The organism is Roseburia sp. AF42-8 (assembly GCF_003435965.1).
Lineage (GTDB): Bacteria > Bacillota > Clostridia > Lachnospirales > Lachnospiraceae > Roseburia_C > Roseburia_C amylophila.
Window position 1 is genome coordinate 1 of sequence record NZ_QTVB01000038.1, and the last position, 19,946, is coordinate 19,946.

The 19,946-nt window shown below is 41.2% G+C and carries 21 protein-coding genes and 3 pseudogenes; 10 read left to right on the plus strand and 14 right to left on the minus strand.

Translation table 11 applies throughout. The features are described 5' to 3' along the window. Positions 1–87: 87 nt before the first annotated feature. The 7 genes from DW059_RS12395 to DW059_RS16165 all read left to right on the plus strand — a co-directional run bounded on the left by DW059_RS12395 (position 88) and on the right by DW059_RS16165 (position 4,355). Positions 88–1,113 (plus strand): glycosyltransferase family 2 protein, encoded by a 1,026-nt coding sequence (locus DW059_RS12395; RefSeq protein WP_117699002.1) that lies wholly within the window; start codon positions 88–90, stop codon positions 1,111–1,113. 92 nt (positions 1,114–1,205) lie between these two features. Beyond that, complete coding sequence (locus DW059_RS12400; RefSeq protein WP_117699003.1) at positions 1,206–1,757, plus strand: hypothetical protein; 552 nt, start codon at positions 1,206–1,208, stop codon at positions 1,755–1,757. Continuing rightward, a complete protein-coding gene (locus DW059_RS12405; RefSeq protein WP_117699004.1) occupies positions 1,699–2,805 on the plus strand; it encodes a lysylphosphatidylglycerol synthase transmembrane domain-containing protein in 1,107 nt (368 codons plus the stop codon). Before DW059_RS12400 ends, DW059_RS12405 begins: the two co-directional genes overlap by 59 nt. Positions 2,806–2,862: 57 nt before the next feature. After that, the gene (locus DW059_RS12410; protein ID WP_117699005.1) at positions 2,863–3,261 is read left to right on the plus strand and encodes a hypothetical protein; all 399 of its coding nucleotides are present in this window, start codon (positions 2,863–2,865) and stop codon (positions 3,259–3,261) included. Beyond that, the gene (locus tag DW059_RS12415) at positions 3,261–3,572 is read left to right on the plus strand and encodes a hypothetical protein (protein ID WP_117699006.1); all 312 of its coding nucleotides are present in this window, start codon (positions 3,261–3,263) and stop codon (positions 3,570–3,572) included. Before DW059_RS12410 ends, DW059_RS12415 begins: the two co-directional genes overlap by 1 nt. 251 nt (positions 3,573–3,823) lie before the next feature. After that, entirely contained in the window at positions 3,824–4,012 is a 189-nt protein-coding gene (locus DW059_RS12420) for a hypothetical protein (protein ID WP_117699007.1), read from the plus strand. Between the two features lie 178 nt (positions 4,013–4,190). Beyond that, the gene (locus DW059_RS16165) at positions 4,191–4,355 is read left to right on the plus strand and encodes a hypothetical protein (RefSeq protein ID WP_171024793.1); all 165 of its coding nucleotides are present in this window, start codon (positions 4,191–4,193) and stop codon (positions 4,353–4,355) included. Positions 4,356–4,832: 477 nt separating this feature from the next. Here the strand turns inward: DW059_RS16165 and prfA are convergent, their stop codons facing one another. The 5 genes from prfA to rho form a co-directional block, all read right to left on the minus strand. Further along, positions 4,833–5,906 carry a peptide chain release factor 1 gene (prfA, locus tag DW059_RS12425; RefSeq protein WP_022243126.1) on the minus strand — a complete coding sequence of 358 codons (1,074 nt, stop codon included), beginning with the start codon at positions 5,904–5,906 and terminating at the stop codon, positions 4,833–4,835. Between the two features lies 1 nt (position 5,907). Continuing rightward, positions 5,908–6,738 (minus strand): peptide chain release factor N(5)-glutamine methyltransferase, encoded by an 831-nt coding sequence (gene prmC / locus DW059_RS12430; RefSeq protein ID WP_117699008.1) that lies wholly within the window; start codon positions 6,736–6,738, stop codon positions 5,908–5,910. A gap of 18 nt (positions 6,739–6,756) precedes the next feature. Then, the gene (locus DW059_RS12435; protein ID WP_117699009.1) at positions 6,757–7,677 is read right to left on the minus strand and encodes a DUF1385 domain-containing protein; all 921 of its coding nucleotides are present in this window, start codon (positions 7,675–7,677) and stop codon (positions 6,757–6,759) included. Between the two features lie 80 nt (positions 7,678–7,757). Further along, entirely contained in the window at positions 7,758–7,958 is a 201-nt protein-coding gene (rpmE, locus tag DW059_RS12440) for a 50S ribosomal protein L31 (RefSeq protein ID WP_022243129.1), read from the minus strand. Between the two features lie 129 nt (positions 7,959–8,087). Then, positions 8,088–9,566 (minus strand): transcription termination factor Rho, encoded by a 1,479-nt coding sequence (rho, locus tag DW059_RS12445; protein ID WP_117699010.1) that lies wholly within the window; start codon positions 9,564–9,566, stop codon positions 8,088–8,090. A gap of 208 nt (positions 9,567–9,774) precedes the next feature. Between rho and DW059_RS12450 the strand changes: the two are divergent. The 3 genes and pseudogenes from DW059_RS12450 to DW059_RS12460 all read left to right on the plus strand — a co-directional run bounded on the left by DW059_RS12450 (position 9,775) and on the right by DW059_RS12460 (position 12,388). Then, positions 9,775–10,925: pseudogene (locus DW059_RS12450) on the plus strand (NAD(P)-dependent malic enzyme). Further along, positions 10,925–11,869 carry a TIGR01212 family radical SAM protein gene (locus tag DW059_RS12455; RefSeq protein ID WP_117699011.1) on the plus strand — a complete coding sequence of 315 codons (945 nt, stop codon included), beginning with the start codon at positions 10,925–10,927 and terminating at the stop codon, positions 11,867–11,869. The pseudogene DW059_RS12450 and the gene DW059_RS12455 overlap by 1 nt, the downstream one beginning before the upstream one ends. Positions 11,870–11,915: 46 nt before the next feature. Beyond that, positions 11,916–12,388 (plus strand): annotated as a pseudogene (locus DW059_RS12460) (DUF4364 family protein). A gap of 129 nt (positions 12,389–12,517) precedes the next feature. On the opposite strand, the gene DW059_RS12465 reads toward DW059_RS12460, so the two are convergent. The 9 genes and pseudogenes from DW059_RS12465 to ychF form a co-directional block, all read right to left on the minus strand. Next, on the minus strand, positions 12,518–13,117 hold the full coding sequence (locus DW059_RS12465) for a flavin reductase family protein (RefSeq protein WP_117699012.1): 600 nt from the start codon (positions 13,115–13,117) through the stop codon (positions 12,518–12,520). An 82-nt stretch (positions 13,118–13,199) separates the two neighbouring features. Beyond that, positions 13,200–14,852 carry a putative manganese-dependent inorganic diphosphatase gene (locus DW059_RS12470; protein ID WP_117699013.1) on the minus strand — a complete coding sequence of 551 codons (1,653 nt, stop codon included), beginning with the start codon at positions 14,850–14,852 and terminating at the stop codon, positions 13,200–13,202. 24 nt (positions 14,853–14,876) lie between these two features. Continuing rightward, positions 14,877–15,671 (minus strand): hypothetical protein, encoded by a 795-nt coding sequence (locus tag DW059_RS12475; RefSeq protein WP_022243136.1) that lies wholly within the window; start codon positions 15,669–15,671, stop codon positions 14,877–14,879. Positions 15,672–15,724: 53 nt separating this feature from the next. Next, positions 15,725–16,470, minus strand: a pseudogene (gene trmD / locus DW059_RS12480) (tRNA (guanosine(37)-N1)-methyltransferase TrmD). Positions 16,471–16,478: 8 nt separating this feature from the next. After that, positions 16,479–17,024 carry a ribosome maturation factor RimM gene (gene rimM, locus DW059_RS12485; RefSeq protein ID WP_117699014.1) on the minus strand — a complete coding sequence of 182 codons (546 nt, stop codon included), beginning with the start codon at positions 17,022–17,024 and terminating at the stop codon, positions 16,479–16,481. A 161-nt stretch (positions 17,025–17,185) separates the two neighbouring features. Then, positions 17,186–17,593 (minus strand): hypothetical protein, encoded by a 408-nt coding sequence (locus DW059_RS12490; RefSeq protein WP_117699015.1) that lies wholly within the window; start codon positions 17,591–17,593, stop codon positions 17,186–17,188. Between the two features lie 93 nt (positions 17,594–17,686). Continuing rightward, entirely contained in the window at positions 17,687–18,139 is a 453-nt protein-coding gene (nrdR, locus tag DW059_RS12495) for a transcriptional regulator NrdR (protein WP_022243140.1), read from the minus strand. A gap of 164 nt (positions 18,140–18,303) precedes the next feature. Further along, entirely contained in the window at positions 18,304–18,555 is a 252-nt protein-coding gene (locus DW059_RS12500; RefSeq protein WP_022243141.1) for a YlmC/YmxH family sporulation protein, read from the minus strand. Between the two features lie 60 nt (positions 18,556–18,615). After that, entirely contained in the window at positions 18,616–19,716 is a 1,101-nt protein-coding gene (gene ychF / locus DW059_RS12505; RefSeq protein WP_117699016.1) for a redox-regulated ATPase YchF, read from the minus strand. Between the last annotated feature and the right edge of the window lie 230 nt (positions 19,717–19,946).

The window sequence follows — 19,946 nt, forward strand, 5'->3', positions numbered from 1 at the left end:
ATTAATGGAGTAATACACAAAAAGAAAATTGAAGACAAAAGGAAAGTTTATTCGTTTTAGTTAACAGAGATACAGGAGGTTAGGAAAATGAAGAAAATTACATTTACAGTACCTTGTTACAATTCACAGGATTATATGAAACGTTGCATAGATTCTCTTCTGGTATGCAAAGAGGAAGGGGAAATTATCATTGTAGATGACGGCTCTACCGACAGAACCGGAGAGATTGCCGACGAGTATGCAAAGGAATATCCGGATATTGTGAAAGTCATACATAAAGAAAACGGTGGACATGGTTCCGGCGTAAATGCAGGACTTGAGGCAGCCACAGGAACTTATTTTAAAGTGGTGGATTCCGATGACTGGCTGGATGAGGAAAGTTTAAAGGAGCTTCTTTCAGAGCTTCGGGAATGGGAATGGCAGGAAAAAGAAGTGGATCTGGTAGTCTGCAATTACGTCTATGACCACCTTTATGAGAACAGGACAAAGCCAATGCGCTATACCAATGTATTTCCGGAGAAGAAGCTTTGTACCTGGAATGACATGGGCAATTTTAAGCCGTCCCAGTACCTTGTGATGCATGCGTTGCTTTACCGCACCCAGATATTGCGGGACTGCAGGCTGCAATTGCCGAAGCATACTTTTTATGTGGATAACATATTTGCATATAAACCATTACCTTATGTAAAAAATATCTGCTATCTGAATCTGGATTTGTATCACTATTTTCTGGGAAGAGATGACCAGTCCGTAAATGAAAAAGTCTTAATGAAGCGGATTGACCAGCAGATTAAGGTAACCAAACTGGTGTCAGACTGTGTGAACCTTGGTGAGGTGTCAAAAACTTATCCGAAGCTGGCAGCCTATATGACAAGAAATATCTCTGTCATGATGGCAATTTCTTCCATCCACCTGCTGCTGATTGGAGATAAGGAAGCTTATGCGAAACGGGAGAATCTCTGGGAGCATATAAAGGCACTGCATCCAAAGCTTTATAGCATTTTAAAATACCGGAGATTAAGCGGATTTACTTATCTGCCGGGTGGTGCGGCAGGCGGCTTTGTAACCCTGACCGGCTATCGCCTGGCACGGAAAATGTACCAGTTCCAGTAAGAAACAGGACAGCCAACAATGCAAAAACTTCAGCATAAGGCTGCATAAAAGCAATATAAGAAACAGCAGGAATTGTACAAGAGGATAAGAAAATGGAAAAATTATACATCGGATTAGTAGATACGCCGGGGCTGTTTGCATGGATGATCCGCAAAGCTATTCGGCAGGATTACATACATGTGGTGCTTGGCATGGACGAGATGCTGGATGAGTGCTACAGTGTGGGAAGAAGATTTCCTTCAATACCGCTTCTGGCGGGCTTCGAGCGGGAAGAAAAGGAGAAAATCATGCGGGCATTTCCAACGGCGCGTTATATGATATTTGCCATAGACTGCACAAAAGAGCAGAAGGAAAATATCAGAAAGCAGTTGAAAAAATGCTATGAAAACCGCTACAAATATCATTACTGCATCGCAGGACTGCCTTTTATTTTATTGCAGAAGGAATTCTTCCGGGAGAAACGCTATACCTGTTCCTCCTTTGTTGCCCGGGTGCTTGAGGAGAATGGATTAAAGCTTTTTTCGAAGCATTTTTCATTGGTAACTCCAAAAGATTTTTATGAATTAGAGCAGAAAGAGGTCATCTATGAAGGAGAACTTAAGCAGCTCATCCGTATGGAGCAGTATCGGACAGAAATTGCATAAGAATAAAAAGAATCTCATCAGTGTCCTGCTGTTTCTCTTACTGGCGGCACTGACTTTCTCTGCTATCTGTAAGGGAAATGATATGACAGAGGTTGCAAAGGCAGTAAGAAAAATGGATGTGTGGTATCTCTTTGGAGCCATGGGTCTGGGGATTTTCTTCGTATCGGCAGAAGGGCTGATAATCTGCTATCTTCTGCGTACACTGGGAAATCCCATTGCAGCAGGCAGGTGCATCAAATATTCTTTTATCGGATTTTTCTATTCTGGAATCACACCGTCCGCCACAGGCGGACAGCCGATGCAGCTCTATCATATGAAAAAAGATGGGTTAAAGATATCGGAAAGTACGGTAGTCTTAATGACGGTAGCAGTGCTTTACAAATTTGTGCTGGTGGTGATTGGACTTTTCATGCTGCTGTTTGGCTATCATCCGCTAAAGAATTATCTGGGAAGCTATATGTGGCTTTTTTATCTGGGACTTCTGTTAAATACAGTGCTGGTGATTTTTCTTTTAATCGTGATGTTCGGGCCAAAGCTGTTTCACAATATTGTGACAGGAGTAGAGCGGTTCTGCGTGCGGATTCATCTGCTGAAGCATTCGGAGGAGCGAATCGGGAAACTCTCCGGCTTTGTGGAAAAATACCGTGAGACCGTGCAGTTTTTTGCCGGACATAAGGGAAAAATCGTGGCGGCCACATTATTCACTGTGCTGCAAAGATGCAGTGTATTTTTCCTGACTTATCTTGTATATCTTGGCTTTCATTTAAAAGGCACAGATGTGCTTACAGTCATGATGCTCCAGGCATCCGTCTATATCGCCGTGGATATGCTGCCATTGCCGGGGGCACAGGGAATTACGGAGCTGATGTATAAGAGCATTTTCGCCGGGGTATTTCCGGGAACTTTTCTTACGGCATCCATGTGTGTGTCCCGTGGAATAAATTTCTACTTTTTGTTGATAATGTCCGCAATTCTTACGGTGATTGTATATATTCTGGAATGGAAGTGCAGCAGAAAGAAACCCGCAGAAACAGCAGAATACAATTGACTTTGAGAAAATTCCCTCATATAATAAAAGTATCAGTTTTATAAGGAGGATATAAATATGGCATGTTTTTTAGTTCCGGCAACGGAAGCTGCAGTTACCACAATTGCAGAGCATGTGGTAAAGGGGAAAGAGGAACGCGCAAATAAAGAGGAGCTTACCTTAAGTGAGAACAGCAAGACACCATTTTCTCATAAATTAAAATGGTTAAATCATATGCTTTGGGGCGGTTCTGCACTTCTGGCATTTGAACATATCTGGCATGGCGAAGTGACACCATGGTTCCCATTTTTAACAGCAGCAGGAAATCCGGAGGATGCGATGGCAATGCTCCATGAGATGGCAACAACCGGTGTTGCCATGGCAGTACTTGTTACGGCAGTGTGGGCTGGTATGGTGGCAGTATCCAATGTAATTGAGAAGCGCCCGGTTATCGGTGCAGGTAAGGAGGTTCAGTAATGACTTTGCTTACGGCAGCCATTGCGGCAGTGATTGTAACTTTGGTATGGTATTTTAAGGACGGCACCAACGAGATGCGAATAGGAGCCTTAAGTCTTATGTACTGGGGCGCCACACTGATGTGGCTGGTAGATGCGGTAGTTGAGTACATAGAATTAAAGGCAGCGTATTTTACACCGGAACCGGTGGACATGCTGAATGATTTTTTCCTGGGGATATCCGTAGTAGTCTTAGGATTAATCATCTGGCTGGTAATGTTTTTAATCAAAGACCCAAAGGGCGTGCTGCAGAAACGATTACAGAGAAAATAGAAATATTAATAGTCCCTTTTTTAAAGGTATATTCGAACAGCAAGAGTTTGCAATAGCTGACTCTTGCTGTTTTACTGTGCAGTGCAATTCTTGCACTTGAACTTATCTTCCGGTCAAGTGTTTTAAATTCCCTGTTTTAAAAAATTCCCGGGTAAATGAAAAACCTACACTTTCGGGTAGTTTACAGGCAGGTTATTCGTAATTATTATAAAAACAGATAAAAAGTGTCGAATCGTGTCGGAGGGGAATGCATGAAAAACCGGGATAATGAATTTTTCAGAGAAGAAGAACTGGATGAACTGGTAGAAAAGAGAGATTATGAAACTCTTCGGGATAAGATGAGCAGGATTTTTGCCTGTCCGTGCTGTCTGAATGGATTTAAGCATGTAGAAAATATCTCGAAGTTTTTTCAAAGTCCCTATTTACATTTGTGTGTCTGATGTATCAACAGTATAATTATACATTTCACGAATTGCGTAAGCAATTAGAAAATCAAGTAGTCCAAATTCCATAAAATGAAATTTTAGGGCAAATTACAGACATTGGCTTGGCTGTAGTATTTTTAAACAACGTGTGTTAGACTACTGTTATACAAATCGGAGTTTCAGGAGGAAAATCATGAGCAGTAGGGGAATTTTTATTTTAGCGATTACATGGATTGTTATGTCACCGTTTTGGTTCTGGGCAGAAAATATTGCGTTAGGTATCATATGGCTATGTGGCGGAGTCATTGAACTATTTATCGCATTAGTGAGACGCAGCAAAGAGAAGAAAAACAAGTAAATTCCAGTTTGTCAATTACAGGTGACATTGAAAGAGTCAGCCCATTCAAGATGCTGGCTCTTTCAAAAATTCCATTCTAATAAATTGCACGACAACTTAAAGTAAAAATGAATACCCATTAGTAAGAAGTGAATAGAAAAATGAATAAAAGAGTGGTGTTTCGTATAATTATGAGTTAGTATGCATCAGACACACTTTTGTAAAAAGGGAGATTTCTATTTACTCTTCCATTCTTGTTTTTCTTATAGACTCTAATACTTGACTCTCCAAAGTATCCTAATACCCACAACAAAGAATGTACCTTGGCACATTCTCACACCTGCGGCGGTCGCTTGCGACATCTACCTTATACGCCGCAGTGCGCATCCTCGCGAAGCGTTTTTTACTTTACAGGAAAGCAATTTCCTGTAAAGCAAGAAAAAAGCAATCCTTTGACCTAACCAAAAGACCGCTTTTCTTGATTCTTACTAATTCATATTAATTCTCATTCATCTTAGCTAATTTTGCTGCCTGGTCGGCTGCGATCAGCGCATCTAAGATTTCCTGGATATCGCCATTCATAATCTTGTCCAGTTTATAAAGGGTAAGATTGATTCTGTGGTCGGTTACACGTCCCTGTGGGAAGTTGTAAGTACGAATCTTCTCAGAACGGTCACCGGTACCAATCTGGCTTCTTCTGGCTTCTGCTTCTGCATCATGCGCCTTCTGGCATTCTATGTCGTATAATTTGGCACGTAAAAGTGCAAATGCTTTCTCTTTATTCTGAAGCTGTGATTTCTCTGTCTGGCTGTAGATTACAATTCCGGTTGGGTAATGAGTCAGACGAACTGCAGAGTCTGTAGTATTGACACACTGTCCACCGTTTCCGGATGCACGCATAACGTCGATTCGGATATCCTTTTCATCAATCTGGACATCTACTTCTTCTGCTTCCGGCATTACTGCTACTGTAATAGTAGAAGTATGGATACGTCCACCGGACTCTGTCTCAGGTACACGCTGTACACGATGTACACCAGATTCATATTTCATAACAGAGTAAGCACCCTGTCCGGTAATCATGAAAGTAACACTCTTCATTCCACCGATTCCGATTTCTTCGCATTCCATCGTCTCAACTTTCCAGCGTCTGCTCTCTGCATAATGGACATACATACGGTAAATCTCAGCTGCAAACAAAGCTGCCTCATCTCCGCCGGCACCGGCACGGATTTCCACAATGACATTCTTATCATCATTCGGATCCTTTGGAAGAAGAAGAATTTTCAGTTTCTGCTCTAATTCTTCTACTCTTGCCTTGGAATCATTTAATTCCTCTTTGGCAAGTTCTTTCATTTCTTCATCTGTCTCTTCGTCCAGCATTGCAAGAGAATCTTCAATATTCTGCTTGCACTGTTTATATTCTTTATAAGCTTCCACGATAGGTGTCAGATCACTCTGCTCCTTCATCAGCTTACGAAAACGCTCCGGATTATTTGCCACATCCGGTTCACTTAACTCACTCATCAACTCTTCATAACGAATCAATAAATCCTCTAAACGATCAAACATTTTAATTTCCTTTCCCTTTTACCACACGATCATTTCGTGCAAGGTCTTTGATTACTTCAACTTCTGTAAATCCTGCGTTACGCATCAGCTCAGAGACTGCTTCTCCCTGGTCATAACCAATTTCCATGTAAACATATCCGCCAGGATTCAAATAATCCTTTACCTGTCCGGCAATCTTCCGATAAAAATCAAGACCATCCGCTCCGCCATCCAATGCGTTTTCCGGCTCAAAATCCCGCACCTCCGGCATCAGTGACAGAATCTCTCCTGTCGGTATATAAGGCGGATTCGCCATGATTACATCAAAAGTCTCGGTAATATTATCAAATAAATCACTGCGTATCCAGTCCGCATCCACTTCATGCATCTTTGCATTTTCTTTCGCTACCAGCAATGCAGTTTTCGAAATATCACTTCCAACACCGGTAAGTTCCGGTGCATTTTTCAACACACTGATTAATACACAACCAGACCCTGTACAAAGGTCTAATACTTTCATCCCCGGCTTTACAATCTTCAATACCTGCTCCACTAAAGTCTCGGTATCCTGCCGCGGTATCAGAACATTGGAATTTACTTTGAATCGAAGCCCCATAAATTCCTGTTCTCCAATAATATACTGTAACGGAATATGCTCGGCACGTTTCTGTACTGCAATCTCATATTCTTTCTGAGCATCCTGTGTAATATCTTCTTCCCCGTGAACGTAGTAGTAACTGCGTTCAATCCTGCATACCATCTGTAAAAGATACCATGCATCCAGTGCGGCATCCGGCACTCCTGCATCTGTAAGACACTTTGTACCAAATTCCACTGCCTCTCTATAAGTCATATATTACGCCCTTTTCTTTTACATTTCGCTCAAATATTTTTTCCAGTCAAATACTGCTTCCACGGAAACAATACCAACCTCAATCATAGAATCATCCGGTTCTCTTGTTGTAAGCCTCTGCAGCCACAATCCAGGTTTACTTAAGAAATTCACTACCGGATTATCACTTTTTCCGGCAAGCCGGATAAATTCATATGACACACCAGCAATCACCGGTATCAGCAGCAAACGAAGCACTACCTTCAAAATCCGGCTCTTTACATCAATAAATGCAAAGAAAATAATACTGATAATCATTACAAACAGGAGAAAACTTGTACCACACCGCTTATGCAGTCTGGAACTCTTTCTCACGTTTTCTACATTCAGCTCCATTCCATGTTCAATGCAGTTAATGCATTTGTGCTCTGCTCCGTGATACATGAATACACGCTGGATATCCTTCATTAAGGAAATTGAAGCAATATATGCCAAAAAAATCATCATTCGGATGATACCTTCAATCAGCGCCAGTGCCACATGGGATGTAATAAATTTCTGAAAAATCAAAGAAAGATAATATGGCAGAATCATAAAGATTCCAATGGCAAGTACAAAGGAAAATGCAACAGTAATACCCATTTCTGCTTTTTCTTTTTTTGCTGCTGCCTCTTTTGATAATTCTTTCTTTTTTGCTTTGGTATCTTCCTCATCCTCTTCAAAGAACGATGCGGAATATGTAAGCGTTGATATTCCAAGCGTCAAAGACTCCACAAAACTTAACACTCCACGTAAAATCGGAATGTTCCGCAATGTCTTGTTTTTAATCAGTCCATAATACTCTTTGGTATCAACGGTAATCTCTCCATCCGGCTTCCGGACTGCCACGGCGTACTTTTCCTTATTTTTCATCATTACGCCTTCTAAAACTGCCTGTCCACCGATTCCCGAATATTTCATGTGTGACCTCTCTTCCTGTTTCTAAAAAAAGGTTGAGATTAGAAACCTCAACCTTATCTTTCAGTCACATTGTGCAATTTCTATTTCATGCCGTATTTCTTATTGAACTGCTCAATACGTCCACGAGCCTGGTTAGCTTTCTGCTGTCCAGTATAGAATGGATGGCATTTGGAACAAATTTCAACGTGAATATCCTCTTTGGTTGAACCAGTTACGAATGTGTTACCACAGTTACATGTAACTGTTGCCTGATAATAATCTGGATGGATTCCTTCTCTCATGTCTCTCACCTCTCATATATGAATTGCTTCGCAATTACGACATTTGTCTAATTTAAGTGCGATACTGTTTAGTTTCCGAATAAACAGCTTATTCATTGTAGCATAGGAAAAGCTGTTATGCAAGTGTTTTTAAACAAATTTTGTCTTTTTTACAGTCTGGATATATTCCCGGTTGTTTTTCGTCCGGACAAACATATTTAAGATGCTCTCAACCGCTTCATCGGTACGCATGCCATTGATTGCCTTACGCATAATAAATACAGCCTCCTGCTCTTCCTGTGTCAGTAAGAGGTCTTCTCTTCTTGTACCGGATTTTACAATGTCAATTGCAGGGAATACACGTTTCTCAGATAACTTACGGTCAAGCACCAGTTCCATGTTACCGGTTCCCTTAAATTCCTCGTAAACAACATCATCCATCTTGCTTCCGGTATCTACCAGTGCTGTTGCAAGGATCGTAAGGCTTCCGCCCTCACGCATATTACGTGCTGCACCAAAGAAACGCTTCGGCATATGGAGGGCTGCCGGGTCAAGACCACCGGATAAGGTTCTTCCGCTTGGCGGAACTGTAAGGTTATATGCTCTTGCAAGTCTTGTAATACTGTCTAAGAGAATCATAACATCCTTCTTATGTTCTACCAGACGTTTTGCTCTCTCAATTACCATCTCGGATACTCTCTTATGATGCTCCGGCAATTCGTCAAAGGTAGAATAAATAACTTCTACATTCGGTCCTTCAATTGCTTCCTTAATATCGGTAACTTCCTCCGGCCGCTCATCAATTAATAAGATAATCAGATGCATCTCCGGATTATTCTGTTTTACTGCCTGCGCCACACCTTTTAATAATGTAGTCTTACCTGCTTTTGGTGGGGAAACAATCATTCCACGCTGTCCCTTACCAATCGGAGATACTAAATCTACAATTCGCATTGCCATTGCACTATGGCTTGTCTCAAGCCGGATTCTCTCATCCGGAAAAATCGGAGTTAAATCTTCAAAATTCTTCCGTTTTACAGCCTCTGACGGATGCAGGTCATTAATAGAAGTAATGTATAATAATGCGGAGAATTTCTCAGCCTGTGTCTTAATTCTGGTATTTCCGGTCACAATATCTCCGGTTTTCAGATTGAACTTACGAATCTGGGATGGAGAAACATAGACATCATGCTCTCCCGGCAGATAATTTTCACAACGGATAAATCCGAATCCATCCGGCATAACTTCAAGAATTCCATGTGCCTTCACACCGCTGTCTAAGTCCTTGTTTTCTTCTGCCACACGCTCCGTTTCATCTTTTTCCGAAATATGCTCATCCGGTGTATGTCTTACTGTGCTTCGACGCATCTCGCCCTCATGTCCCCTCGCTGCATTTTCCCGGTGCGGACGTTCTGCGCGATAGGTTCTGGTTTCTGCTACCTGCTCCGTAGTTTCTGTTGTGCCTTCTGCTTCTTTCTTTGCTTCCTGCACCTTTGCTTCCTTTTCATCTTCCGCCAGCATCGCTTCTACTAACTCAGCTTTCTTTAAGGTAGAAATTCCTTTCATTCCCCTTGCTTTCGCCAGTTCACGCAGCACTGCCGCAGAAAGACTTTCATACTTCTCTCTCATTCTATTCTCCTTACCTCTTGCTTATTTGATTATCTGCTAAATAATTGGGATTTCTTTTTGAAATAAAAATAATTGGAACGTAAGATTCGTCTTTTCGTATTATACAACAGTTTCTTTCAAATAGGAAGTCCTTTTTCTTGCTTTAAAAATTTTTTAATGATATGATACTAGACGGAAGTAATCAATGGCTAAGAAAAGGAGACGAACTATGGATACCAACGAAAAAGCAATTGAAATGCATAAAAAATGGAATGGAAAATTAGAAACCATCTCCAAGACACCGGTAAAGACCCGGGAAGATTTATCTATCGCATACACACCTGGTGTTGCGGCACCTTGCCGTATCATCGCAGAAAATAAAGAAGAAGCTTATACTTATACCATGAAAGCCAACACCGTTGCCGTTGTATCAGACGGAAGTGCTGTTCTTGGTCTTGGAAACATCGGACCGTACGCAGCCATGCCGGTTATGGAAGGAAAATGTGTACTGTTTAAAGAATTCGGAAATGTCAACGCTGTTCCAATCTGCCTTGACACACAAGATACCGAAGAAATTATAAAAACTGTTAAAAATATTGCTCCGGGATTCGGCGGCATCAACTTAGAGGATATTTCCGCTCCACGTTGTTTTGAAATTGAAGAGCGTTTAAAGGAAATGCTTGATATTCCGGTCTTCCATGACGACCAGCATGGTACTGCTATTGTTGTTCTTGCCGGAATCATCAACGCATTAAAAGTAACCGGAAAAGAAAAAGAAACTGCCGCGTTGTTGTAAATGGTGCCGGTTCTGCCGGTGTTGCCATCACCAAACTGTTACTGACTTACGGCTTTAAAAATGTTATTATGTGTGACCGCATGGGAATCATCGGCAAAGATTATCCTGACTTAAACTGGATGCAGAAGAAAATGACCGAAGTTACCAACCTTTCCAATGAATCCGGTACCCTTGCCGATGCATTAAAGGGTGCTGATATCTTCGTTGGTGTTTCCGCACCGAATATCGTGACTCAGGAAATGGTTGCATCCATGAATAAAGATGCGATTCTTTTTGCCATGGCAAATCCTACTCCGGAAATCATGCCAGACCTTGCCAAAGCTGCAGGTGCTAAAGTGGTCGGAACCGGAAGAAGTGATTTCCCGAATCAGGTAAACAACGTTGTTGCTTTCCCGGGAATCTTCAAAGGTGCTTTAGAAGGACACGCTTCCCAGATTACAGAAGAAATGAAGCTTGCTGCTGCAAAAGCAATTGCAGGGTTAGTATCTGATGAAGAATTAAATGAAGACTTTATTATGCCGGAAGCATTTGACCCGCGTGTTGCCGAAGTGGTAAGCCAGGCAGTCAAATCACACATCCGCTAATGAAAAACGGCACGATTACACTGTGGGGGGAGAAGCGCTACCACTCTCTGGACTACTATTTAAAAAATACATATCACGAAAAGGTATACCGGATTGCATTAAATGCCGGACTCAGTTGTCCCAACCGTGACGGACGCTTAGATACCAGAGGCTGTATTTTCTGCTCTGCCGGTGGTTCCGGAGATTTCGCCGCCTCTCCCACACTTTCTATCACAGAGCAGTTAGAAACTGAAAAAAGGATTCTGAGAGCAAAAAGAAACTGTAACAAATTCATTGCATATTTTCAGGCATTCACGAATACTTATGGTTCTGTGGAACACCTGCGGAATCTTTATATGCAGGCAGTAAATGACCCGGATGTGGTTATTATTTCCATTGCCACAAGACCTGACTGTCTGCAGCCTGAGATTCTTTCACTACTTGCCGAAATCAATGAAAAGAAAACCGTCTGGGTGGAACTTGGTTTACAGACAATCCATGATGACACCAGAGAGTTTACACGAAGCGGCTTTACTTATGAGACTTTTCAAAAAAGTCTCTTCGCCCTTCACGCCCTTTCTATCAAGGTGATTGTTCATCTGATTTTAGGACTGCCCCACGAAACCAGAGAAATGATGTCTGCTTCCGTTCAGGCAATTGCAAACCTCCCGGTCTGGGGAATCAAGCTACAGCTGCTTCATGTATTATCCGGCACCGATTTAGCCGCTTATTATGAAAAGACGCATTTTCCGGTATTTTCCATGGATGAATACTGTGAAATGATTATTGACTGTCTGGAGCTTCTGCCGCCGGAAATGGTGATTCACCGGATTACCGGCGATGGTCCGAAGGATTTACTGATTGCGCCGATGTGGAGCACCGGAAAACGGACTGTTTTAAATCAGATTCACCGCCGCTTAAAAGAACGGAATACTTACCAGGGACGCTTAGCAACTAAGAGGTGATTTTATGGCTGAACCAGCTACTTTATATAAATTAATTATTCTGCACATGCTTGAACATATTGATTTTCCATTGTCCAATGCGCAGATTTCAGATTTCTTTTTAGACAGGGAATATACCGACTACTTTACGATTCAGCAGGTCATTCATGACTGATGGATTCCGGGCTTGTCCGTACGGAAAACACCCACAACAGTACACGGTATATCATTACTCCTGCCGGAAAAGAAACGCTGCATTTTTTTCATGACAAAATATCCCCTTCTATTGAAGAAGATATTGCTGCTTATTTTCAGGCAAATAAGCTTGCCATTAAAACAGAAAATGCATATCTATCCGATTATTACAAAACACCGGAACAGGAATACGGTGTGCGATGCCAGCTCCGGGAAAAAGGCCGTACCCGCCTTGATTTTACTTTAACTGTCCAGACAAAGGAACAGGCGGAAGCCATCTGCACCAACTGGCAGAATCAGGCAGATGATGTATTTGCCTGTCTGATGGATTTACTTTTAAAATAAATATCTAAAATAAATGTTATTCAAAAAGCGGAACAACGAGAAGATTTTTCTCTCTGTTCCGCTTTCTATAATTTCTTATATTTTCAGTTATTTTGTCCTTTTTATTTTATTCTTTTTTATTTTGCTCTTTTACTTCGCTTTCTTCTTTCTGCCATTCTTTGAAGGCTTCTGCTTCTTTACACTATAGCCAAAACTTCCCAATTTCTTACCCAGCAGAAAATATTCACCGTGGGAATAAGTCACCAGCCCGCTCTGATTCAGTTCGAATTTACCTTTTTCATTCATATAGGAATCATCAACGGTAACGCCTACTACATCTGCCAGAAACATATCATGGCTTCCAAGATGTAATATCTGGCTTACCTTGCAGGCAATATTTACCGGACTTTCTGCAATTCCCGGTGCCGATACCTGCGGAAGGTTCAGTGGTGTCAGATGCATGGCATCAAACTTGTCAACATCACGGCCGGATTTTACGCCACAATAATCCGTGGCACAGACCAGATCCTTCGTCACAAGATTTACAACAAATTCGCCGGTTTCCGCGATTATTCCATGGGAATATCGTTCCGGACGGACAGATATGGAAAGCATTGGCGGATTCGTACATACCGTTCCTGCCCACGCTACCGTAATAATATTCGGTTTTTCTGTCGGTCTCTGGCAGCTTACCATCACTGCTGGAACCGGATATAACATATTACCCGGCTTCCATGTTTCTTTCGCCATTTCAATTCTCCTGTATAAGTTGTTATCTTATTTCTGTCTCTGATATAGGCATTTATACCTGCTATCATCCTGCCGTAAGCATTTACGCTTGCTGCAATCCTGCCATTAATGCCGGAATCATCTGTTTCTTACGGGATACTACTCCCTTTAAGTAAAAGCTGCCTGATTCATCCGGCTCTCCAAAGCACTCCTTTAAAAGGCTGCCTGCCTGTGCTCCGGCATAGATTACTTCCGAATTCTCATCCAGAATGTCCGTCAGCATCACAAATACGGCATCCAGTTTCTGCTCTCCCAATGCAATTTCCAGATATGGCTGCAGCTTCTTCTTCGCCATGCCAAGCTGCACGTCACTCATGGCACTAAGCTGTGCTACACCAAAATCAAATTCATCGGTATGGAAGGTTTTAAAATCCTGATAAAACAGTTCTTCTGTTGTTTTTTTCTTAAAATCACTGCCGGCTTCAAACATCTTCTTGGCCAGCTCTTCAATATCTACTTCTGCAATCTTCGCCAGTGCTTCTGCTGCTGCCCGGTCCATCTGTGTACAGGTCGGTGAACGGAACATCAAGGTATCTGAAATAATTGCAGCCAAAAGAATTCCGGCTGTCTTTTTATCAATGGCTGCTCCCTTTTCCTGATACATCTGATAAATAATCGTTGAAGTACAGCCCAGTGGCTGGTTCCGGAAAAATACCGGAGCAATCGTCTCAAGGCTGCCCAGTCGGTGATGGTCAATAATTTCTAAGATTTCTGCATCTTCGATTCCATCTACTGCCTGGGATTTTTCATTATGGTCAACAAGGATCACCTGTTTTTTCTGTAAATTTAAAAGATTTCGTCTGGAAAACATACCGACATATTTTCCATTCTCATCCAGTACCGGAAAATCACGATGACGCACTTTAGACATAGTCTCTTTCACATCATCCACATAATCCTCTAATTCGAATGTAATCAGATGCTCCTTTTTCATAATATATTTAATTGGCATACTCTGATTAATCAAACGCGCCACGGTAAATGTGTCATATGGTGTGCTGATAAGCATACAGTCTTTCTCTTCTGCAAGCTGCACAATGGTCTTTGTAATCTTCGCTCCGGAACAGACAATCACACAGCTTGCATTCATTTCCAATGCACAGAACTGTGATTCATAACGGTCTCCTAAGATAACCATATCGTCATCTTCAATATACTGCTCCATCATATCCGGTGTGGTAGCCGCAACAACAACCTTACCTTTTATGAAGTAACCATGCTCATTTCCTGTTACAAGAGTTCCATTTAAAGTTTCAACAATATTCTTATACTGCGTCCGGGCAGTTGCAAGAATCCGGTTGTCCAATACATCCATATAGGATTTTGCAATATCACTGGTAACAACCATTCCCTGCAGATTGTTCTCATTGTCAGTAATCGGCAATGACACGACATCTAAATTCTTCATCAGCTCCCATGCCCGTTTAATGGAAATGTGACTGCTGACGCCCTCCGTTCTACGATATTCAATATCCTTAATCTGTGCACCGACATCTGTTACCAGTTCCGGTTCCGGTACATCAAAAAATTTTAGGACATACTTCGTCTCTTCGTTCATATGTCCTGCTCTTTTCGGTATAAAAATACCGTCCTCTGTTTGATTTTTTAAATCTGCATAGGCAATCGCCGCACAAATAGAATCTGTGTCCGGATTCTTATGTCCAATTACCCATGTCTTTCTCTTTCCCTGTGTCATATAATTCCTCGTTTTAACTACTGCTTAAAAATTAAATACTCCAAGAGAATATAGAATAAATGCCACCAATACTACAAAATTGATAACAGAAAACCAGGTTAAGCATTTTGCATAACCTTTTACGGTATTCAAGCTCTTCTCTAAAGTATCATTTTCCTCTAACTTAACGGTAAGCTCTTTAATTAAGTCCTGCATATTGCGGTAGCACTTTACATCTTCGGTATGTATTTTCTCAGCCAGTTCCAGTTTCATGCTGTCTAACTGCTGGGAAATTTCCTGTAAAGATGCCTGCATCTGTGCAGTTTGTTCTGCGGTTCTTCCGGTGGAATCACTTACGTCTGCTGCAATCTTTTCAGACAGTGCATTCAATTTTTCTTCTACACGGTTAATCATTTCTTCCATCTGACCGTGTACTCCGGTAAGAAGAACATCTGCTTCTGATTTACGTGCATTTAAAACATGCTGCAGTTCTTTTGCTTTTTCTTCTCTTTCATCTACGATATTCTGTAATTCCTGCACTTTGTCTTCTTTTGTAACAAGCAAAGCCTGAAGCTGTTTTGCTTTCTCACGGAATTCATCAATCTGCTTTAATAAGAAATCTTCCTTATCCATTCCTTTATCCACCTTACTGTTTGTCCTCTCTGACCTGTTATGCTGTTCGTTTTCTTTTAACGAAGGGGCTGCCTTTCTGGTCTCTGTATTTCTTATCTGTACCTTCTGTTGTGTCACCGGCTCTTTTCTGCTCCGGTCCGGCGTCCCATAACTCTTCGCATTTTTACGGTAAAACATCGTTTTCAGCACATCAAAAAAGCTTTTCACTACCGTCTTCCTCCTGCGGAATCTCTTCCATTCCTATTACTGCTAGACACATTCTAGCATTTACCCTGTGATTTGTCCAGCAAATGCTCAACCATTGCTTTCTCCTTTGCTGTCAAATCTGCATCTGCCAGCAAATCCGGTCTTCGTTCCATGGTTCTTTTAATGGATTGTTCTCTCCTCCATGCTTCTACCTTTGCATGTCTCCGGAAAGTAAAATAGCTGGAACTTTCTTTCCCATCCAGTCTTCCGGTCTGCTATACTGCGGATATTCCAATAAATTTCCTTCAAAGGATTCTGTGGTTCCGGATTCATCATTTGCCAATACGCCAGGCACCATACGGGATATCGAATCCACCATGACCATTGCCGGAAGTTCTCCTCCTGTCAGCACATAATCTCCAATCGACACATAATCCGTCACAATTTCTTCTAACACACGTTCATCGATGCCCTCATAATGCCCACAAAGCAATACCAGGTCTTCTTCCTTCGCATAATCCTTTGCCATTTCCTGCTGAAACGTATTGCCCTGAGGTGTAAGATATACTGTTCTTGGCTTTCTTCCAATCTTCTGTGCCACTGCCTGCCACGCATCATAAATCGGCTGTGCCTGCATTACCATCCCGGCTCCGCCACCATACGGATAATCATCTACTTTTTTATGACGGTCTAACGTATAATCCCGGATGTTAATTGTTTCTATATTTAAAAGTCCTTTGCCAACTGCTCTTCCGATGATACTGGTATTCAGTCCCCGTTCTACCATATCCGGAAATAATGTTAATATATGAAAATTCATTTTGCTACCTACTTCTTATTAATATCACGAAGCCCATTTAAAAGGTGTACCATAATGGTGCCTTCCTCTATATTGACATTTTTTACACAATCCTTAATTGCCGGAAGTAAAATATCATCTTCCCCATCTTTATGTAATACATAAATGTCATTTGCACCGGTCTGAAGTACATCCTTTACTTCACCTAAATCTTCTCCGTCATCTCCGACTGCCTTTAAGCCAATCAAATCAGCCACGAAATATTCATTCGGAGCCAGCTTTACAGCATTTTCCCTTGTTACATAAAGCCCTCTGCTCTTATACTTCTCTACATCATTTATATTATCAAATTCTTTGAATTTTAATATTACCAGATTTTTAAAGAAGCGCGCCTGTGTAACCTGAAGCTCCATCGGTTCTTTTCCAGTATCCAAAAATACCTGCTTCAGCTTTTTAAAACGCATGACATCATCTGTTGTCGGATATACCTTCACTTCGCCACGCACACCATGTGTATTGGTAAGTACACCTACCTGCAGCATTTCTTCCTTCCAGTCTTCCTGCACTTTCTTCATATCCTATCCTCTTTCTCTTATACTTCCGTTCTTCAGGCAAGCCTGAATTTAATTATACAAAAGAAGCATAACTGCCGCAAGTAAAAAAGGTAAGATTCTTAAGAATTCTTAGGAATCTTACCTTCTAACGGTCTCTTACTTTTTTATAATCAAAATTGCTCTTATAAATTAAAGTTTTCTACATTTCGCACTTTTGCAGTATCCGTTGCAGTAATCTGCCGGATTCCACTCTGTTCAATGTTCTCTCCCACAAAGAACTGATACTGCTGCAGTACCTGATCTTTGTGCATATCGGATAATGCCTTTTCAACATCCAGGCTATGTATATCACTTTCAGAACCTTTCATCTCGTAGGTACGATCCGGCTGGTACTGTGCTGCGTAATCTGCTGTCCCAAAATCCTGTTCTCTTCGTACCGGAGTCTCTAAGGCATCCTTCTGCTGCTGTTCAGATGCACCGGCATCTGCTGCCGTCTTAACAACCGGTGTATCTTCTACTGCATTCCGGATATTCTGTATGCTGTTGTAATCGTAAAATCCCGCATTGGGACGAATTCCTGAAATATTCATAACGATCACGTTCCTCACATCATAATTATCTGCTACTAATTTTATCGGATAAATTCAACCAAAATTAACCCTTTTCTCCATAAAGATTTTCTTTTATTTATCCAGCATTTTCTTTAACTCATTCATAAAGGTATTTACATCCTTAAATTCACGATATACAGATGCAAAACGAACATACGCCACTGCATCTAAATCTTTAATCTTATCCATCAGAATCTCACCAATTACAGTACTTGGGATTTCCTTTTCTTCCCGATTAAAAATCTCTGTCTCCACTTCATCAACCAGTCTGGTTATCTGCTCCACGGATACCGGTCTCTTATGGCAGGCACGAAGTACACCTGCTTCAATCTTGGAACGGTCATACTGCTCTCTGCAGTTATCCTTTTTTATTACAATCAATGGAATTGTCTCAACTTTTTCATAAGTTGTGAAACGTTTTCCACAATCGTCACATAATCTTCTCCGACGAATGGAGTTATTGTCATCTGCCGGTCTCGAATCAATTACTCTGGTATTTTCACTGCTGCAAAATGGGCACTTCATCTTTTTTCTCCTATTCTAAAAGCTACGCAAAACACGCTTTGTGAATTTTGCGTAAATAATACCGTTTTTCCATCACCAAACATTCATAAAGAACTGCTGATATCAGCTTTTACAAATATTGGTCGTACTATTTTTAGTATAACTTTCTCGTATTCTTATGTCAACTAACTTTTCACATCTTCTACACAGACATCTACCAGAATAATATCCGGTCCAATCCGCACAACACGTTTCCATGGAATAATATATTCGCATGCCGGACAAAAAATACAGAAAAATTTTCCCGGTGCAGCTACAACCAGTGCACAGATTCTTCCATTGCACTCATCCAGTTCCAAATCCACCACATTTCCCAGGCAGCAACAGTCTGCAATATTAATCACCTGCTTTTCACACAATTCACAATAGCGTATCATGTGCCTGCCCCACTGTGCCTTTTCTTCTATTTATACTATGCCGGATTTTTCAAAAGTTTCCTATACGTTGAAACGGAATAAAATAATATCGCCATCCTGAACAACGTAATCTTTTCCTTCCAGTCTTACCAGTCCCTTTTCTTTTGCCGCTGTCATGCTTCCACACTCAATCAGATGGTCATAGGATACTACCTCTGCACGGATAAATCCACGCTCAAAGTCGGTATGAATCTTTCCTGCCGCCTGCGGTGCCTTGGTTCCTTTGGTAATAGTCCATGCTCTTGTCTCATCTTCTCCCGATGTAAGGTAGCTGATAAGTCCTAACAATTTATAACTTGCTGCAATCAGTTTCTCAAGTCCGGATTCTTTTAATCCAAGGTCCTCTAAGAACATTGCTTTTTCATCATTATCTAATTCTGCAATTTCCTGTTCAATCTGTGCGCAGATAACAAATACTTCACTGTTTTCTGCGGCTGCCTGTTCTCTTACTCTTGCAACATGTGGATTGTTTGCGCCATCATCTGCAAGGTCATCCTCACTTACATTTGCTGCATAGATAACCGGTTTTGCAGTTAATAAATTATAAGATGCAAACCATGCCTGCTCGTCCTCATCATCACTCAACGGATAAGTCTTTGCCATCTTTCCTTCTTCCAGATGTGCCTTTAAGGATTTCAAAAGTGCCTCTTCTTTTGCAAGTGTCTTGTCCATTCTTGCCTGCTTGGTAACTTTTGCAATTCTTCTTTCCAAGATTTCAATATCAGAAAAGATAAGCTCTAAATTAATGGTCTCAATATCACGAACCGGGTCAATGCTTCCGTCTACATGGACTACGTTGGTATCTTCAAAACAACGTACAACATGAACGATGGCATCTACTTCACGAATATTGGCAAGGAACTGGTTTCCAAGTCCCTCTCCTTTGCTGGCTCCTTTTACAAGTCCTGCAATATCTACAAATTCAATGACTGCCGGTGTTACTTTCTTGGAATGATACATCTCGCCTAACACTTTCAGACGGTTATCCGGTACGGTTACGATTCCCACATTCGGGTCAATGGTACAAAACGGATAATTGGCTGATTCTGCGCCTGCTTTGGTCAGTGAATTAAATAATGTACTTTTTCCTACGTTTGGTAAACCTACGATTCCTAATTTCATGATTTATATTTCTCCTTTGAAAAGTATTGTTTTTGCTGTATTAAAAACTTTCATACAATAACATATAGTGTACCACACGAAAGAAAAAATGTACATTTCTAATTTCTTATACCAGTTTGCCCCTAAAATGAAATTTTAAATTCCACTGCCCTACAGGGCGGTAGAATTTAGTCCTGCACAGTAGATATTTACTCTTTCATACATCAGTGTTATTGTAAAAGTTCCTTCTG

Bases quoted from the DNA above. Each gene is read 5' to 3' on its own strand.
- DW059_RS12395 (WP_117699002.1), top strand. From the start codon at position 88: ATGAAGAAAATTACATTTACAGTACCTTGTTACAATTCACAGGATTAT.
- DW059_RS12400 (WP_117699003.1), top strand. From the start codon at position 1,206: ATGGAAAAATTATACATCGGATTAGTAGATACGCCGGGGCTGTTTGCA.
- DW059_RS12405 (WP_117699004.1), top strand. From the start codon at position 1,699: ATGAAGGAGAACTTAAGCAGCTCATCCGTATGGAGCAGTATCGGACAG.
- DW059_RS12410 (WP_117699005.1), top strand. From the start codon at position 2,863: ATGGCATGTTTTTTAGTTCCGGCAACGGAAGCTGCAGTTACCACAATT.
- DW059_RS12415 (WP_117699006.1), top strand. From the start codon at position 3,261: ATGACTTTGCTTACGGCAGCCATTGCGGCAGTGATTGTAACTTTGGTA.
- DW059_RS12420 (WP_117699007.1), top strand. From the start codon at position 3,824: ATGAAAAACCGGGATAATGAATTTTTCAGAGAAGAAGAACTGGATGAA.
- DW059_RS16165 (WP_171024793.1), top strand. From the start codon at position 4,191: ATGAGCAGTAGGGGAATTTTTATTTTAGCGATTACATGGATTGTTATG.
- prfA (WP_022243126.1), bottom strand. From the start codon at position 5,906: ATGTTTGATCGTTTAGAGGATTTATTGATTCGTTATGAAGAGTTGATG.
- prmC (WP_117699008.1), bottom strand. From the start codon at position 6,738: ATGACTTATAGAGAGGCAGTGGAATTTGGTACAAAGTGTCTTACAGAT.
- DW059_RS12435 (WP_117699009.1), bottom strand. From the start codon at position 7,677: ATGAAATATTCGGGAATCGGTGGACAGGCAGTTTTAGAAGGCGTAATG.
- rpmE (WP_022243129.1), bottom strand. From the start codon at position 7,958: ATGAGAGAAGGAATCCATCCAGATTATTATCAGGCAACAGTTACATGT.
- rho (WP_117699010.1), bottom strand. From the start codon at position 9,566: ATGAGAGAGAAGTATGAAAGTCTTTCTGCGGCAGTGCTGCGTGAACTG.
- DW059_RS12455 (WP_117699011.1), top strand. From the start codon at position 10,925: ATGAAAAACGGCACGATTACACTGTGGGGGGAGAAGCGCTACCACTCT.
- DW059_RS12465 (WP_117699012.1), bottom strand. From the start codon at position 13,117: ATGGCGAAAGAAACATGGAAGCCGGGTAATATGTTATATCCGGTTCCA.
- DW059_RS12470 (WP_117699013.1), bottom strand. From the start codon at position 14,852: ATGACACAGGGAAAGAGAAAGACATGGGTAATTGGACATAAGAATCCG.
- rimM (WP_117699014.1), bottom strand. From the start codon at position 17,024: ATGAAGAAAGTGCAGGAAGACTGGAAGGAAGAAATGCTGCAGGTAGGT.
- DW059_RS12490 (WP_117699015.1), bottom strand. From the start codon at position 17,593: ATGAATATTTCAGGAATTCGTCCCAATGCGGGATTTTACGATTACAAC.
- nrdR (WP_022243140.1), bottom strand. From the start codon at position 18,139: ATGAAGTGCCCATTTTGCAGCAGTGAAAATACCAGAGTAATTGATTCG.
- DW059_RS12500 (WP_022243141.1), bottom strand. From the start codon at position 18,555: ATGATACGCTATTGTGAATTGTGTGAAAAGCAGGTGATTAATATTGCA.
- ychF (WP_117699016.1), bottom strand. From the start codon at position 19,716: ATGAAATTAGGAATCGTAGGTTTACCAAACGTAGGAAAAAGTACATTA.